The 15,452-nt window shown below is 62.8% G+C and carries 11 protein-coding genes and 1 pseudogene; 10 read left to right on the top strand and 2 right to left on the bottom strand.

Annotation, left to right across the window (positions count from 1 at the left end; translation table 11 throughout):
* The first annotated feature begins 473 nt into the window (after nucleotides 1-473).
* From CQ002_RS21610 to CQ002_RS28635, 6 genes and pseudogenes are all read left to right on the top strand, one after another.
* Complete coding sequence (locus CQ002_RS21610; protein WP_105162909.1) at nucleotides 474-3,224, top strand: TonB-dependent receptor; 2,751 nt, start codon at nucleotides 474-476, stop codon at nucleotides 3,222-3,224.
* 104 nt (nucleotides 3,225-3,328) lie between these two features.
* Nucleotides 3,329-3,952, top strand: coding sequence for a heme acquisition protein HasA (locus CQ002_RS21615; protein ID WP_105162908.1), 624 nt, complete (start codon nucleotides 3,329-3,331; stop codon nucleotides 3,950-3,952).
* Nucleotides 3,953-4,127: 175 nt separating this feature from the next.
* Entirely contained in the window at nucleotides 4,128-5,864 is a 1,737-nt protein-coding gene (locus CQ002_RS21620) for a type I secretion system permease/ATPase (protein ID WP_034107173.1), read from the top strand.
* Nucleotides 5,861-7,186 carry an HlyD family type I secretion periplasmic adaptor subunit gene (locus CQ002_RS21625; protein ID WP_105162907.1) on the top strand — a complete coding sequence of 442 codons (1,326 nt, stop codon included), beginning with the start codon at nucleotides 5,861-5,863 and terminating at the stop codon, nucleotides 7,184-7,186. The genes CQ002_RS21620 and CQ002_RS21625 overlap by 4 nt, the downstream gene beginning before the upstream one ends.
* Complete coding sequence (locus CQ002_RS21630) at nucleotides 7,183-8,499, top strand: TolC family outer membrane protein (protein WP_105162906.1); 1,317 nt, start codon at nucleotides 7,183-7,185, stop codon at nucleotides 8,497-8,499. Before CQ002_RS21625 ends, CQ002_RS21630 begins: the two co-directional genes overlap by 4 nt.
* Nucleotides 8,500-8,672, top strand: a pseudogene (locus tag CQ002_RS28635) (DUF2442 domain-containing protein); the annotation flags it as partial.
* Here the strand turns inward: CQ002_RS28635 and trmA are convergent.
* Nucleotides 8,655-9,734 carry a tRNA (uridine(54)-C5)-methyltransferase TrmA gene (trmA, locus tag CQ002_RS21640; RefSeq protein WP_034107164.1) on the bottom strand — a complete coding sequence of 360 codons (1,080 nt, stop codon included), beginning with the start codon at nucleotides 9,732-9,734 and terminating at the stop codon, nucleotides 8,655-8,657. The pseudogene CQ002_RS28635 and the gene trmA overlap by 18 nt on opposite strands.
* Entirely contained in the window at nucleotides 9,731-11,026 is a 1,296-nt protein-coding gene (locus CQ002_RS21645; protein ID WP_034107162.1) for an NCS2 family permease, read from the bottom strand. The genes trmA and CQ002_RS21645 overlap by 4 nt, the downstream gene beginning before the upstream one ends.
* 173 nt (nucleotides 11,027-11,199) lie before the next feature.
* On the opposite strand from CQ002_RS21645, the gene CQ002_RS21650 reads away from it, so the two are divergent.
* From CQ002_RS21650 to CQ002_RS21665, 4 genes are all read left to right on the top strand, one after another.
* Nucleotides 11,200-11,646, top strand: coding sequence for a DUF4879 domain-containing protein (locus CQ002_RS21650; RefSeq protein ID WP_034107160.1), 447 nt, complete (start codon nucleotides 11,200-11,202; stop codon nucleotides 11,644-11,646).
* Nucleotides 11,647-11,742: 96 nt separating this feature from the next.
* Nucleotides 11,743-12,249: a (2Fe-2S)-binding protein gene (locus CQ002_RS21655; protein ID WP_034107158.1), complete on the top strand. Its 507-nt coding sequence runs from the start codon at nucleotides 11,743-11,745 to the stop codon at nucleotides 12,247-12,249.
* Entirely contained in the window at nucleotides 12,246-13,235 is a 990-nt protein-coding gene (locus tag CQ002_RS21660) for a xanthine dehydrogenase family protein subunit M (protein WP_069078317.1), read from the top strand. The genes CQ002_RS21655 and CQ002_RS21660 overlap by 4 nt, the downstream gene beginning before the upstream one ends.
* A complete protein-coding gene (locus tag CQ002_RS21665; protein WP_105162905.1) occupies nucleotides 13,232-15,415 on the top strand; it encodes a xanthine dehydrogenase family protein molybdopterin-binding subunit in 2,184 nt (727 codons plus the stop codon). Before CQ002_RS21660 ends, CQ002_RS21665 begins: the two co-directional genes overlap by 4 nt.
* Nucleotides 15,416-15,452: the final 37 nt, after the last annotated feature.

The raw sequence follows: 15,452 nt of genomic DNA on the forward strand, positions 1-15,452 counted from the left end.
CGCTCTTACAGCGGGTCACTTTGGAAAAGAGCCCCAAAGTAACCAAAAGGCTCTTGCCCCAACACTCGGCACCTCGCTCACGCTCGGTGTGCCCGTAATCCGACAGGGATTTGGGGGGCCGCCGCCACGCGCCCTCCATGGCGCGGGGCGGCTAAACCGGCATCCCTGCCGGTTTACCCCCCAAATCCCTGTCGAATTCCGGCCAGCGTGTTTGATGGGGCGCCTGAGATCAAGATCAAGAGCAACAGCAACAGCAACAGCGGCTCGCTTCGCATCGTGGGTACCTGTTGTTACAGCGTTGTGTCGGTAGCTATCGCTATTGCCGGCAAGTCGGCGCCTGCCGTTTTCCGGGCTGAAATCCCTTTGTTAAAAAACTTTTGAAAAAACCTTACTGACTTCCTGCGCGTCGTACGTCTTGCTAGGTGAGAAGCATTCGCATAAACAAAAACGCTTAGTGCAGGGAACAACCGAAAATGTCAGCACACAACAAGGGGCGTATTACCGGTAGCCGGTTAGCCCTGGCCATTCACCTGGGCGTGTTCGCTGCTGGCACGCCGGTGTATGCCGCGCAGCCTCAATCGGGTGCTACCCAGCCTGCCGTGCTGGCGTTCGATGTTCCCGCGCAATCTCTTGGCAGTGCCGTGCTGGCCTTCGCCGACCAGGCTGGCTTGCAGGTGCTGTTCGACAGCCAGCGCTTGCAAGGGTTGAGCAGCACCGCGATCAAGGGCAGTTTCAGCGTGCAGGAGGGCCTGGGCCGTTTGCTCGGTGCCGCGCCGGTGGAGTATCGGTTTACCAGTGAGCGCCAGGTCACCCTCAGCCGTGTCAGCGACGACCACGCCGGCGCCATGACCGTAGGCACCACCACCATCACGGGCAACACAAATGGCCAGGCGAGCGATTGGGTGTACCAGACCCCAAAGTCCGTGGCCGTCATCAGCCGTGACATGATCGACAAACGCCCGCCCCGTCACGCTGCCGACATGCTTGAAGAAACCGCGGGCGTCTACACCGCCGTCAACCAGCGTGACCCCGGTCTGTCGGTGAACATTCGTGGCGTGCAGGATTACGGCCGCGTGAACATGAACATCGACGGCATGCGGCAGAACTTCAACGTCAACGGCCACCAGCAGCGCAACGGCACCATGGTGATCGACCCGGAGTTCCTCTCCAGCGTCGAGATCGACAAGGGCAGCCAGTCGGGGCAGGGCGGGGCGGCCGTACTCGGCGGGATAGCCTCGTTCAAGACGCTGGAGGCCAGCGAGTTCCTCAAGGACGGTAAGGAACTTGGCGGACGTTTTCGCGCGGGCAGTGGTCTCGGTGAGTTGGGCAACGGTACCTACTTCAATGGCAGTGGCGTGTTTGCCTTTGGTGATGAGCGCGGTGATGTGCTGCTCGGCTACAGCGAGCGACATTTCGGCAACTACCGCGCCGGCACGCACAACGACCAGAAGCTGGGCACCAACCTGCGTGCGCGCAAGGTCATGCCCGCCGCGTTCGATGATTGGCTGAACAGTGAAGTCGGCGACATGGGCAGCGTGACCCGCTCACAGATCATCAAGCTCGGCCTCAACCTGCCCAATGACCAGCGCGTGCAACTGAGCTACCTGGAGAGTGACAGCGACAGCAACGATGCTTGGGCCTATACCTCCGATGACAATCAAAGCGTGTTCTATCAGCGTGTCAGCAAGAACAACCTCAACGCCAAGAACTTCGCGCTGGACTACAGCTACACGCCAGACAACCCAATGGTCGACCTGAAGGCCAAGGTTTACTACGTGACCACCCAACTGGACCGCGGCAACACACCGAACATGTCGTCGGTAGGCACCGGCAACTACGTGGGGGCGTACACCGATCACTTCCAGACCGACACCTGGGGTTTGCAGGGCGACAACACCTCGCGTTTCGATTTCGGCGAGCGGGGTCATGTGAGCTGGAACTACGGCATGGAGCTGTACCAGGACGAGTTCAAGCCGCGGACCAACAAGGTCGAGGCCGTCAACCAGCTCGGCCTGCTGCCCTACGCCGAAGGCGGCACGCCAGGCGGTAAACGGACCATCGCCAGCCTGTTCAATAACCTGCAGTACGAATACGGCGATTGGCTGACCGTCGATGGCGGCCTGCGTTACGACCGCTATCGGCTGGAAGGCGAGACCGGCATGACGCTGTACCGGCGCGATCGCTTCTACAGCAGCCTGGTGGGGCCCAAGCGGGTCTCCGAAGTGATTGATATCGACCGTGAGGAGGGCCAGTTTTCGCCGACCTTCGGTATCGCCGTCAAACCCGGAGTGGATTGGCTGCAGCTCTACACCCGCTGGGGCAAGGGCTGGCGCCCGCCAGGGGTGACCGAAACCTTCATGACAGGTCGCCCCCATGGCGGCGGGTCGGGTGAGCGGGTGTTTCCAAACCCTTATCTCAAGCCCGAGGAATCCAAGGATTGGGAAGTGGGCATGAACGTGTTCAAGGAAGGGCTGTTGTTCAGTGACGATCGCCTGGGCATGAAGGTGGCGTACTTCGATACCAAGATCGAGAATTTCTCGTTCCTGAACACCAGCGTCAGCCTGCCGGAAACCACCGTCGGCGGCTTTCTCGGCACCATGGCCTACGTCAACAACACCAACCCCACGCGCTTTCGCGGCATGGAGTACCAGCTCAACTACGACATGGGCCGGGCGTACGCCAACTTCAGCTACACCCACATGATCGGCAGCAACGAGTTCTGTTCTAAAAACTACTACCTGGGCGGTGCGAAGAAAAACGGGCCGAGCACTTCGCGTATCGAGCGCTATGTGGACGCAAACGGCGTTTCACGCATCCGCTTCGTGACCCGCTATGAAGTGCTGGACGATGAGGTCGCCAACAACAAGGAAAGTTGTGGCCGGATCATGGGCAATGCCACGTACATGCCTGCCGACCGCGGCTCCCTGACCCTGGGCGCGCGCTTCCTGGACAAACGCCTGGATACCGGCGTGCGTGTGCGCTACAGCGCGGGCAACGGGGAGAACCTGAATCAGCAGGGTTACGACCTGATCGACCAGGCACTCTGGCCCCAGTACACCCTGTATGACCTGTACGCCAGTTACTGGATGACCGACCACTTGAACATTGCGCTGGCGTTGGAGAACGCCACCGATGAGGCCTATTTCGTCGCCATGGGCGATGCCAACAACCTCAGCCTGGCCCGCGGTCGGACCCTGAGCGGAATGTTGGAATACAAATTCTGATCAGTAGCAGCCTTGCACTGGATCAATGGTTTTACCCAACGGTGGGTAAAAAAGTGCGCCCCTTGTGCGTGCTCATCAATAGCGTTGTTTAACGAGGTTTAGTGATGACTATTTCTGTTAGCTACGATTCTGGCTTGGGTTCTTTCACGGTTGGCGAGTACCTGAGCGCCTGGGCCCTGGGCTTCGCCACGGCGGGTCACGGCAGTAGCAATACCGGTGGTTTCAGCAATGGCTCCCTCAGCGGTGACCAGTACGCGACCCACGGCGCCAATAGCTCGGATTACGCCTTTATCGCCGACAGCGACACCAGCAATGGCCTGCACTATGTGTTCAACCCTGCGCTGCCTGCCAGCAGCAACCAGAACCACTTCCTGTGGGGCGAGCTGGATAACGTGCAACTGGGCACCGGCCTGGGTGGCGGCGGCGGCAGTGATTTCAGCCTCACCGACTTCAAGGTTGCGTTCAACGGCCTCGACCTGAGCGCTGCTTCGGATGCCGGTCGCGTGGGCAACGAAGTGCAGAGCGTGATCTATGGCCTGATGCAGGGCAACACGTCCGCCCTGGAAACCGTCCTCACTGATCTGCTGGGGTCGATCGGCGAGGGCCTCGACAGCACCTTCGACGACATCGCCGCTGCCGTCGCCAGCCACTCGGCCACCGCTGCCACCACCGAAGTTGCTCTGGTGGGTGTGCAAGACGTGGCACAGGACTGGGCACTCGCGGCCTAGAGCCCTGGCTGCATGAAAAAAGCGAATGGAAGATCGCTCTCCCATTCGCCGCATGACACACCGCCGTCGCCCAAGCCTTCTACTTCTTCAGCGACGGCGGTGCCGAATTCTGCGCATCGTCGCATGGCCTGTCAACGCGGCGACGCTGCCCGCTCACCCTTTCGAGAATTCCCAGATGCGCCACGCCGGCAACGAAACCCTGGCCGCCCTCATGGCCTATAGAAGTGGCTTCTTCAACATCGGCCTGTTCTCGGCAGTGATCAACCTGTTGATGCTCGCCCCGGCGCTGTACATGCTGCAGGTGTACGACCGGGTGCTGGCCTCGGGCAACCAGATGACCCTGTTGATGCTGACGCTGATGATCCTCGGCCTGTTCGGCCTGATGGGCGCGTTGGAGTGGGTGCGCAGCCAGGTCGTGATCCGCCTCGGCACGCAGATGGACATGCGCTTGAACCAGCGGGTGTACGACGCCGCGTTCGAAGCACAACTCAAGGGCGGCACCCAGGCGGCCGGCCAGGCGCTGCATGACCTGACCACCCTGCGCCAGTTCGCCACCGGCCAGGCGTTGTTCGCGTTTTTCGATGCACCTTGGTTTCCGGTGTACCTGTTGGTGATCTTTCTGTTCCACCCCTGGCTCGGCCTGCTCGCACTGGTCGGTGCGGTGCTATTGATCGCGCTGGCGTGGGTCAACCATTACGTCAGCCAGGCGCCGATGACCCTGGCCAGCCAGTTGTCCATCAGCGCGAGCCAGCAGGCCACGGCCAACCTGCGCAATGCCGACACCATCGAAGCCATGGGCATGCTCGGCACGTTGCGCGCGCGTTGGTTCGGCCAGCATCAAGCCTTCCTGGCCCAGCAAAACCTGGCCAGCGAAAAGACCGCGGCCGTCAGCGCCTGGTCCAAGGGCGTGCGCCTGGCGTTGCAATCCCTGGTACTGGGCTTGGGCGCGTTGCTGGCGGTGCAGGGCGAGATCACGCCGGGGATGATGATTGCCGGCTCGATCCTCATGGGCCGGGTGTTGACCCCCATCGACCAACTGATCGGCGTATGGAAACAATGGGGCTCGGCGCGGCTGGCGTACCAACGCTTGTCGCAGATGCTGGAGGCCAACCCGGCGCGGCCAGCCCGTATGAGCCTGCCGGTGCCCAAGGGCCAATTGAGCGTCGAGCAAGTCAGTGCCTGTGCCCCTGGCAGCCGTCGGCCAGCGTTGGCCAACCTGGGTTTCAACCTGGCCGCGGGCGATGTGCTCGGCGTGATCGGGCCGTCGGGCTGCGGCAAGTCCACCCTGGCCCGGCTACTGGTGGGCGCCTGGGCGCCCCTGGCCGGCAAGGTTCGGCTGGACGGTGCCGACCTGGCCCTGTGGGACAAACAACAGCTGGGTCCGCACATCGGCTACCTGCCGCAAGACATTCAATTGTTCGCCGGCAGCATCGCGCAAAACATCGCACGCTTGGCTGAGGTCGACGCGGATAAGGTCCTCGCGGCCGCGCAAATGGCCGGTGTGCATGAGCTGATCCTGCAACTGCCCCAGGGCTACGACACCCCGTTGGGGGAGGGCGGTGCCGGCCTGTCCGGTGGCCAGAAACAACGCGTTGCGCTGGCCCGTGCGCTGTACGGCTTGCCTGCGCTGATCGTGCTGGACGAACCCAACGCCAACCTTGATGAAGTGGGCGAACAGGCCCTGCTACAGGCCATCGCCCAGCTCAAGCAACAACGCCGTACTGTGATCCTGATCACCCACAAACCCAACGTGCTGTCCCTGACGGACCAACTGCTGATCCTCAAGGACGGCCAATTGCAGGCGTTCGGCCCGACCGCGCGCGTGTTGGAGGCGCGGCACAAGCCCGCCGCGAACAAGCCCGTATCGACCCTGAGCATGAGCTACCGCCTCGGTGAAGGAAAGCAGGCATGAGCCAGGGCAAACCAGTGTTGATCAGCGATGCGCCGAACAATGTGCTGGCGCTGGACGACAAACAGTATTCGCGCCTGGGGTGGCTGTTGGTGCTCGGTGGCTTTGCCGGTTTTCTCGGCTGGGCGGCGCTGGCGCCCTTGGACAAGGGCGTCGCGGTGTCGGGCAAGGTCATGGTCTCGGGCCATCGCAAGACCGTGCAACACCCGGCCGGGGGCATCGTCGAGCGTATCGAAGTGCGCGATGGTGAGGTGGTCAGCGCCGGCCAGGTGCTGCTACGCCTCAAGGAAACCCCGTTGCGCGGGCAGATGCAGTCCCTGCGCAGCCAGTACCTGGGTTCCCTGGCCAGCGAAGCGCGCTTGAGTGCCGAAAGCGAGGGGTCGACCGCGATCACCTTCGGCGCCGAATTGCTCAATGATCCGGAGGCGGCGGGCACCCTGAACCTGCAACGACAGCTGTTCAATAGCCGCGCCCAGGCCTTGGCCATCGAGCAACAAGGCCTGCGTGAAACCATCGCTGGCGCCGAGGCGCAGTTGCGCGGGACGCGGGACTCGCAAGCCAGCAAAGTCCAGCAACGCGCGGCATTGAATGAGCAACTGCAGGGCCTGCGCGAGTTGGCGCGTGACGGTTATATCCCGCGCAATCGCCTGCTCGACAGCGAGCGCTTGTACGCCCAGGTCGACGGCGCCATCGCCGAGGACTACGGCCGTATCGGCCAGTTGCAACGCCAGGTGCTGGAGCTGCGCCTGCGGATCCGCCAGTTGGGCGAAGACTTCCAGAAAGACCTGCGCAGCCAGTTGGCCGACACCCGCACCCGCACCGACGACCTGCGCAATCGCCTCGCCTCTGCCGAGTTCGAACTGGCCAACAGCCTGGTACGCGCGCCGGCCTCCGGCGTGGTGGTGGGACTGGATGTATACACCGAAGGCGGGGTGATCAAACCCGGCCAGGCGTTGATGGACATCGTGCCCCAGGGCGAACCCTTGCTGGTGGAGGCCCGCGTGCCGGTGCAGATGGTCGACAAGGTCCACCCGGGCTTGCCGGTGGAGTTGCTGTTCTCGGCGTTCAACCAGGCCACCACGCCACGGGTGGCCGGTGAAGTCACCCTGGTTTCGGCGGACCGCCAGGTCGATGAACGGACCGACGAGCCTTACTACACGCTGCGCGCCCAAGTCAGCGCGGCCGGAATGCAACAACTGGACGGCGTACGGATCAGGCCGGGCATGCCGGTGGAAACCTTCGTCAAGACCGGTGAGCGCTCGATGCTCAACTACTTGTTCAAACCGCTCTTGGATCGCACCCACATGGCCCTGGTGGAAGAATGAAGGCGCTGTTGTTTACCTTGTGTTTCGGTTGTACCTCGGCGGCGCATGCCCTGGCTTTGCTGGATGCCTACGACTTGGCCCTGCGCAACGACCCGACCTTTCAGGCGGCTATCCAGGCGCGTGAAGCCGGTGAGGAAAATCGCGCGATCGGGCGTGCGGCGTTGTTGCCGAATTTGTCATGGAGCTATAACAACTCGCGCAACGAATCCGAAGTGACGGCGGCTGATGCCACCAGCGAACGCGACTACCGCAGTTATGCGTCGACCCTGACCTTGCAGCAACCGCTGCTGGATTACGAGGCCTACGCGCGGTTTCGCCAGGGCACCGCCCAGGCCTTGATGGCCGACGAGCGTTTTCGCGGCAAGAGCCAGGAACTGGCGGTGCGGGTGCTCAATGCCTACAGCCAGGCCTTGCTGGCCCAGGAACGTATCGAGCTGAGTCGTGCACAGAAACGCGCGTATGCCGAGTGCCTGCAACTCAATGATCGCCTGCTCAAGGGCGGTGAAGGCACGCGCACCGATGTGCTGGAAACCCAGGCGCGCCTGAGCCTGGCCCAGGCCGAAGAGATCGAATCCCAGGATGCCCAGGACAGCGCCCTGCGCGAACTGGAAGCCATTGTCGGCCATCCGCTGCAGATCGAAGAGCTGGCGCCGCTGACGCCTCAATTCGACATCCCGCCCCTGCAGCCCAACCGTTTCGAAACCTGGCGCGAAATGGCCATGGCCAATAACCCGGAGCTTAAATCCCAGCACCATGCTCTGGAGGTGGCCTCCTATGAAGTGGAGCGCAAACGCGCTGGTCACCTGCCCAAGGTCAGCCTGTACGCCACCAGCCGCCAGACCCGCTCCGACTCGGAAAGCAGCTACAACCAGAAGTACGACACCAACAGTGTTGGCATCCAGGTCAGCCTACCGCTGTTTGCCGGCGGCGGGGTATCGGCCTCCACCCGCCAGGCGGCGAACCAGCTGTCCCAGGCCCAATATGAGCTGGACGCGCAAACCTCCACCACGCTGGTGGAGTTGCGCAAGCAGTTCAACCTCAACACCAGCGGCGCGGCGAAGGTGCGCGCCTATGAAATGGCGGTCAGCTCGGCCACCGCCTTGGTCACGGCGACCCAGAAAAGTGTCACCGGCGGCGAACGGGTCAACCTCGACGTGCTCGACGCCGAACAGCAACTTTTCACCGCACGCCGCGACCTGGCGAATGCGCGGCATGCGTACCTGCTGGCGAGGATTCAGTTGAAGTATTACGCGGGGGTGCTGAGCGAACAGGATTTGCGCGCGTTGGCGGGGTATTTCCGGCCCTCGGCATGAGGGGTGGTTGCCACAAACAACCCCCTGATGGACTTGGCCACCCGCCTGGCTGCCTCGTGCAACGGTCGCACAAGAGCGCCGCCAAGGTCGCCGCCGCCCGCGCCAATGGCAAGAAGGGCGGGCGGCCGCGCAAGGAGGAACCGCAAGACGTTGAGTTACCGCCGGGTCAATAACACCCCGGATTCCATGTGGTGCGTCCACGGGAACTGGTCAAACATTGCACACTGGGTAATGCGGTGCGTGTCATGCAGTTGCGCAATGTTCGCCGCCAGCGTTTCCGGGTTGCAGGAGATGTACAGGATGTTGTCGAAGCGCCGGGTCAGTTCGCAGGTGTCCGGGTCCATGCCGGCGCGCGGCGGGTCGACGAAGACGCTGCCGAATTCGTAGCGCTTCAAATCGATGCCGTGCAGGCGGCGGAACGGGCGCACTTCGTTGAGCGCTTCGGTGAGTTCTTCGGCGGAGAGGCGCACCAGGGTGACGTTACCCACCGCGTTTTCATCGAGGTTGCTCAGGGCGGCATTCACCGAGGTCTTGCTGATTTCGGTCGCCAGCACGTTACGCACGCGCGTTGCCAAAGGCAGGGTGAAGTTGCCGTTGCCGCAGTAGAGCTCGAGCAAATCATCCGGGCGATCGCCCAGGGCCTCATAGGCCCAGTTGAGCATCTTCTGGTTCACCGTACCGTTGGGCTGTGTGAAGGCCCCCTCAGGTTGGCGGTAGCTGAAGGTACGGCCGCCGACGTCGAGTTTTTCCACCACGTAGTCATGGCCGATCACATCACGCTTGCCCTTGGAGCGGCCGATGATGCTGACATTCAAGTCGGCCGCCAGCTGGCGTGCGGCGGTGTGCCAGTGTTCATCCAGCGGGCGGTGATAACACAGGGTGATCATCGCATCGCCGGCCAGGGTGGTGAGGAACTCCACCTGGAACAGCTTGTGGCTCAGGGCGGCGCTCGCTTGCCAGGCAGCCTTGAGTTGCGGCATCAACTGGTTGATGCGCTGGCTGGCGATGGGGAACGCTTCGATCAGGATCGGCGTGCGCTTGTCGTCCTGGGAGAACATCGCGTAGTGGCGCTCACCGCCTTCGCGCCACAGACGGAACTCCGCGCGCAGGCGGAAGTTCTGCAGCGGCGAGTCGAAGACCTGCGGCTCTGGCGCGTCGAACGGGGCCAGCAGGTCACGCAAGCGCGTGACCTTGTCTTGCAGTTGAGCGGTGTAGCTTGTGGCGTCAAAAGTCATGCGTTGAACCAGCCCAGCTTGATCACGAACAGAATCGACAGAATCACCAGGGCCGGGTTCAGCTCACGGTAGCGGCCCGAAAGCAGCTTGATGGCGGTCCAGGCGATGAAACCGAAGGCGATGCCGTTGGCGATGGAGTAAGTGAAGGGCATCGCCAGGGCGGTGACCACCACCGGCGCTGCAACAGTGATGTCGTCCCAGTCGATTTCGGCCAGGCCCTGGGTCATCAGCACCGCCACGAACAGCAGTGCAGGCGCTGTGGCGTAGGCCGGCACGCTGGCGGCCAGTGGCGAGAAGAACAACGCCAGCAGGAACAGGAGGGCGACCACAATGGCGGTCAGACCGGTGCGGCCGCCGGCGCTCACGCCTGCAGCCGACTCGATGTAGCTGGTGGTGGTCGAAGTGCCCAGCAGGGAACCGGCCATGGCAGCGGTACTGTCGGCGATCAGCGCACGGCCCATTTTCGGCATGTGGCCGTCCTTGCCCATCAGGCCGGCGCGCTTGGCCACGCCGATCAAGGTGCCGGAGTTATCGAACAGGTCGACGAACAGGAAGGCGAAGATCACGCTGACCAGGCCGATGTCCAGCGCGCCTTTGATATCCAGTTGCAGGAAGGTCGGGGCCAGGGACGGTGGTACCGAGGTGACACCGATGAATGGGGTAAAGCCCAACACGATGGACGCGATGGTCACCGCCAGGATGCCGATCAGCACCGCACCGCGAACGGCCAGGGCTTCCAGCGCGACGATCAGCACGAAACCCAGGGTGGCCAGGATCGGCGCCGGTTGTTTCAGATCGCCCAGGCCCACCATGGTAGCCGGGTTGCTCACCACGATACCGGCGTTATGCAAGGCGATCAGCGCCAGGAACAGGCCGATACCGGCAGCAATCGCCGAGCGCAGGGGCAAGGGGATCGCGTTGATGATCCATTCACGAATGCGGAAGATCGACAGCAGGAAGAACAGCACCGCCGAGATAAATACCGCACCCAGCGCCACCTGCCAGGTGTGGCCCATGTGCAGGACCACGGTGTAGGTAAAGAAGGCATTGAGGCCCATGCCCGGCGCGAGTGCGATCGGGTAGTTGGCGATCAGGCCCATTACGGTCGAACCGATCGCGGCTGCCAGGCAGGTCGCGACGAAGACTGCGCCCTTGTCCATGCCGGTCTCGCCGAGGATGCTCGGGTTCACGAACAGAATGTAGGCCATGGCCAGGAATGTCGTGATGCCCGCGAGTATCTCGGTGCGCACGTTGGTGTTGTGTGCCTTGAGTTGAAACAGCTTTTCCAGCATGCCTGCTCCCTGTGACGCTATGTTGCGTCGTGATTTGTTGACCTCTAAGTCAAAGCACAAACTGCGCCAAGCGCCTGTGGTTTCAGAGAGGATCGGAAAAAGCGGCGCATCATACCAGCAGCCGAGGCCTTGAGGCATACTGCGCCGACGTTTAAACGAAGGTCACCCGCAGCATGAAAAACGCCAGCCCGTGGAGTCTAGCCCTGATCCCCTGTATCAGCCTGTTGCTCGGCGCAGCACCGGCCTGGGGCGCGACTGCACCGCCCTTGAGCGAAGTGCGCGTGTTCAAGGTTGAGTCGGCGCGTTGCACCGAAACCATTCCCGAACGCGCTCAGAGCACGCAGATGTGCACGCACCGCGGGCCTACCAAGGTTTCTGTCATGGAAGTGGGCCTGGGCAACAACCCCATGGGCCGCTTTGATGGCGCGGAACTGAACGGGCAGCGCACGCCGGTCTGCCAGGTGGGTAACGTCAGCGAGGCCTGTAATGGTCAAGGCACGTTAATGGGCTACATCTATGTATTTGACCTGAATGTCGAAGCCCAGGGCTGGTTCCAATACAGCAACTCTTCCATCAACCCGCCGCAAAGTACGCTGACGACGCTGCTTAATATCCGCTGATCAATCACCTTGAACGCTCAATACCCGAGGAAGTCGTACCCCTGAGACGGCGACTTTCCTGAACGCCGCGGATGTATACCGACCCGTGAGGTGTTTATGAGCGCGACCCCCAATGGCGCGGCGGCCCAACCGTTCGCCAGCCACTCGATACGCCTGAGCCTCAACGGCCAGGACCGCCAACTGGATGTGTTGCCCTGGACCACGCTCCTCGACCTGTTGCGCGAGCAGCTCGACCTGGTCGGCAGCAAAAAAGGGTGCGACCACGGCCAATGCGGCGCCTGCACGGTGTTGCGCGACGGCAAGCGAATCAACGCCTGCCTGACCCTGGCGGTGATGTGCGACGGTGCCGAGCTGACCACCATCGAGGGCCTGGCCGACGGCGACCAGCTGCACCCCATGCAGCAAGCCTTTATCAAGCACGATGCCTTCCAGTGCGGTTACTGCACACCCGGCCAAATCTGTTCCGCCGTGGGCCTGGCCAATGAAGGTCGCGCCCACGACACCGCGCAAATCAAAGAGCTGATGAGCGGCAACCTGTGCCGCTGTGGCGCCTACAGCAATATCCGCGATGCCATCGAGGAAGTCGTGGGAGGTGAGCAATGAACCCCTTCCATTACAGCAAGCCGGCCGACGTTCAGGAGGCCGTGCACCTGAGCAGTGGCGTCTCGCGCTTTATTGCCGGTGGTACCAACCTGCTGGACCTGATGAAAGAAAACATCAGCCGCCCCGAGCATCTCATTGATATCACCGGCCTGCCGTTGCATGACATTCAGGAAACGGCCGAGGGCGGGCTGTTGATTGGCGCCCTGGTGAGCAATGCCGACCTGGCTTGGCACCCGCTGATCGAACAGCGTTACCCACTGCTGTCCCAGGCCATCCTGGCCGGTGCCTCGCCGCAGCTGCGCAACATGGCCAGCACCGGCGGCAACCTGTTGCAGCGCACCCGTTGCTACTACTTCTATGACGCCACCGTGCCGTGCAACAAGCGCCAGCCCGGCAGTGGTTGCCCGGCGCGAACCGGCTTGAACCGCATCCACGCGATCCTTGGCGCCAGTGAACAGTGCGTGGCAACCCATCCGTCGGACATGTGCGTTGCCTTGGCCGCGTTGCAAGCGCGGGTGCATGTCGAAGGGCGTGCCGGTGCGCGGATCATCGAGTTTGCCGATTTCCACCGCCTGCCCGGTGACACACCACAACGTGACAACCTGCTGGCTGACGATGAGCTGATCACCGCTATCGAGCTGCCCGCCGATAACCTGGCGAGCCACAGCAACTATCTGAAAATCCGCGACCGTGCGTCTTATGCCTTCGCCCTGGTGTCCGTTGCCGCAGCGCTTGAGCTGGACGGCGACGTCATCGTCGATGCACGCCTGGCCCTGGGCGGCGTGGCCCACAAGCCTTGGCGCGACCGCGCCGTGGAAGCCGGGCTGATCGGCCGGGTCGTCAGCCGCGAAACCTTCAGCCACGCCGCCGACGCCCTGCTGCAAGACGCCGAGCCACTGGCGCACAACGGCTTCAAGATCAAGCTGGCACGCCGGGGGATCATTCGTGCCCTGAGTGACGCCGCTGTCGCAGGAGAACGCCCATGACCGCTATCGGCAAACCGTTGGACCGGGTTGACGGTCTGCTCAAGGTCACCGGCCAGGCCCGTTATGCCGGTGAGTTTCCCGAGGACGGCCTGCTGCATGGCAGCGTGGTGTCCAGCACCGTCGCCAAGGGCCGCGTGTTGCGCATCGACGCTTCCAGGGCGCTGGCGCTGCCGGGTGTGGTAGAGGTGATCCATCACCTCAATCGGCCAGCAATCGCCAGCTACGACGAGGCGTTCCAGGACGACGACGCCGCTGACGGCTCGCCGTTTCGCCCGCTGTACAACGACCGCGTGTTGTACAGCGGCCAGCCCCTGGCGTTGGTGATCGCCGATAACCTTGAGTTGGCGCGGCATGCCGGTTCCCTGGTGGACATCGAGTACGAAACCGAAGCCTTCGAAACCGACCTGGTAGCCTTGCAGGAACAGGCGTATGCCTCGCCGCAAACCCCGCCGGCGCCGCGCGGCAACTTCCAGGCCGAGTGGGCCGGCGCCGCTGTCAGCCTGGATGTGCACTACAGCACGCCCATCGAGCACCACAATCCGATGGAGCCCCACGCCAGCACCGTGCTGTATCAGCCGGACGGCACCCTGCATATCCATGACAAGACCCAGGGCCCGCAGAATTGCCAGGCCTATGTGCAAGACATCTTCGGCCTGGATAAAAGCCAGGTGCGCGTCTTCGCCGCCTTCGTTGGCGGCGCCTTTGGCTCCGGCTTGCGCCCGCAGTACCAGTTACCCCTGGCGGTGATGGCGTCCCTGGCGCTCAAGCGCTCGGTGCGCGTCACCTTGACCCGCCAACAGATGTTCACCTTCGGCTACCGCCCGCGCACCTTGCAGCGTTTGCAAATGGGCGCCGCCGCCAATGGACGCCTGCTGGCACTGGGGCACACCGCCATCGGCCAGACATCGCGCTTTGAGGATTTCAGCGAACATGTAGTGGAGTGGAGCGGCATGCTTTACCACTGCGATAACGTGCAACTGACCTACAAACTGGTGCCACTGGACGTGTTCACCCCGCTGGATATGCGCGCACCTGGCGCGGCCCTTGGGGTGATCGGCCTGGAGTGCGCGATGGATGAACTGGCCTGCGAACTGGGCATCGACCCGGTGCAACTGCGCCTGATCAACTACGCCGAGCGTAACCAGAACGAAGACAAACCCTGGTCGAGCAAGGCCCTGCGCGAGTGTTACAGCGAAGGCGCCGAGCGGTTCGGCTGGCGCCAGCGCAACCCGGAACCGCGCAGCATGCGCGACGGCCGCCAGTTGATCGGCTGGGGCATGGCCGGCGGGGTGTGGGAAGCCATGCAGATGAAGGCCAGCGCCAAGGCGCGGATCGACGCCCAGGGCAAGCTGACGGTCAGCAGCGCCACCACCGATATCGGCACCGGCACCTACACGGTGATGACCCAGATCGCGGCGCAAGCCAGTGGCGTGGCGGTCGAGGATGTCGCCTTTCTGTTGGGCGACTCATCATTGCCCACCGCACCGCTGCAGGGCGGCTCGTTTACCGTGTCCTCCGTGGGCACGGCCGTGCAGCAAGCCTGCCAAGCGTTGACCGGCAAACTGCTGGCCATTGCCCGGCAGACGTATCCGGTGTTCAAGGATGCCGAGTCCGTAAGCTTTGAAGACGGTCAGTTGCATACCGGCGACGTGAGTGTGTCGCTGGCACAGCTGGTCAAGGACAGTGGCGAAGACGCGCTGGAAGTACAGGTCGACAGTGAGCCCGACAAAAAACGCGAGGGCTACAGCACCGCCACCCACTCGGCGGTCTTTGTCGAGGTGCAGGTGGATGAAGACCTGGGCACCATCAAGGTCAGCCGGGTGGTCAGTGCGATTGCCGCCGGGCGGGTGGTTAACCCGAAGATGGCCCGCAGCCAGATCCTTGGCGGCGTGGTGTGGGGCATCGGCATGGCCCTGCACGAAGAAACCCAGACCGACCATCAACTGGGGCGCTACATGAACCACAGCCTGGCCGAATACCACATCCCGGTAAACGCTGACATCGGCGAGATTGATGTGGTGTTCGTCGAGGAACATGACGAGATCGTCAATGCTCTGGGGTCCAAGGGCGTGGGTGAGATCGGCATTGTCGGGGTCGCGGCGGCAGTGGCAAATGCGATTTATCACGCCACCGGCAAACGGGTTCGGGAGTTTCCGATCACCCTGGATAAGGTCCTCTAACCCCGACCCATGATCCACTGAAGATCAACTGTGGGAG

This window comes from Pseudomonas sp. MYb13 (genome assembly GCF_002980075.1).
Lineage (GTDB): Bacteria > Pseudomonadota > Gammaproteobacteria > Pseudomonadales > Pseudomonadaceae > Aquipseudomonas > Aquipseudomonas lurida.

Coding starts and splice junctions, on each gene's coding strand:
- CQ002_RS21660 (WP_069078317.1), top strand. CDS start 12,246: ATGAACCCCTTCCATTACAGCAAGCCGGCCGACGTTCAGGAGGCCGTG.
- trmA (WP_034107164.1), bottom strand. CDS start 9,734: ATGACTTTTGACGCCACAAGCTACACCGCTCAACTGCAAGACAAGGTC.
- CQ002_RS21650 (WP_034107160.1), top strand. CDS start 11,200: ATGAAAAACGCCAGCCCGTGGAGTCTAGCCCTGATCCCCTGTATCAGC.
- CQ002_RS21630 (WP_105162906.1), top strand. CDS start 7,183: ATGAAGGCGCTGTTGTTTACCTTGTGTTTCGGTTGTACCTCGGCGGCG.
- CQ002_RS21615 (WP_105162908.1), top strand. CDS start 3,329: ATGACTATTTCTGTTAGCTACGATTCTGGCTTGGGTTCTTTCACGGTT.
- CQ002_RS21610 (WP_105162909.1), top strand. CDS start 474: ATGTCAGCACACAACAAGGGGCGTATTACCGGTAGCCGGTTAGCCCTG.
- CQ002_RS21655 (WP_034107158.1), top strand. CDS start 11,743: ATGAGCGCGACCCCCAATGGCGCGGCGGCCCAACCGTTCGCCAGCCAC.
- CQ002_RS21620 (WP_034107173.1), top strand. CDS start 4,128: ATGCGCCACGCCGGCAACGAAACCCTGGCCGCCCTCATGGCCTATAGA.
- CQ002_RS21625 (WP_105162907.1), top strand. CDS start 5,861: ATGAGCCAGGGCAAACCAGTGTTGATCAGCGATGCGCCGAACAATGTG.
- CQ002_RS21645 (WP_034107162.1), bottom strand. CDS start 11,026: ATGCTGGAAAAGCTGTTTCAACTCAAGGCACACAACACCAACGTGCGC.
- CQ002_RS21665 (WP_105162905.1), top strand. CDS start 13,232: ATGACCGCTATCGGCAAACCGTTGGACCGGGTTGACGGTCTGCTCAAG.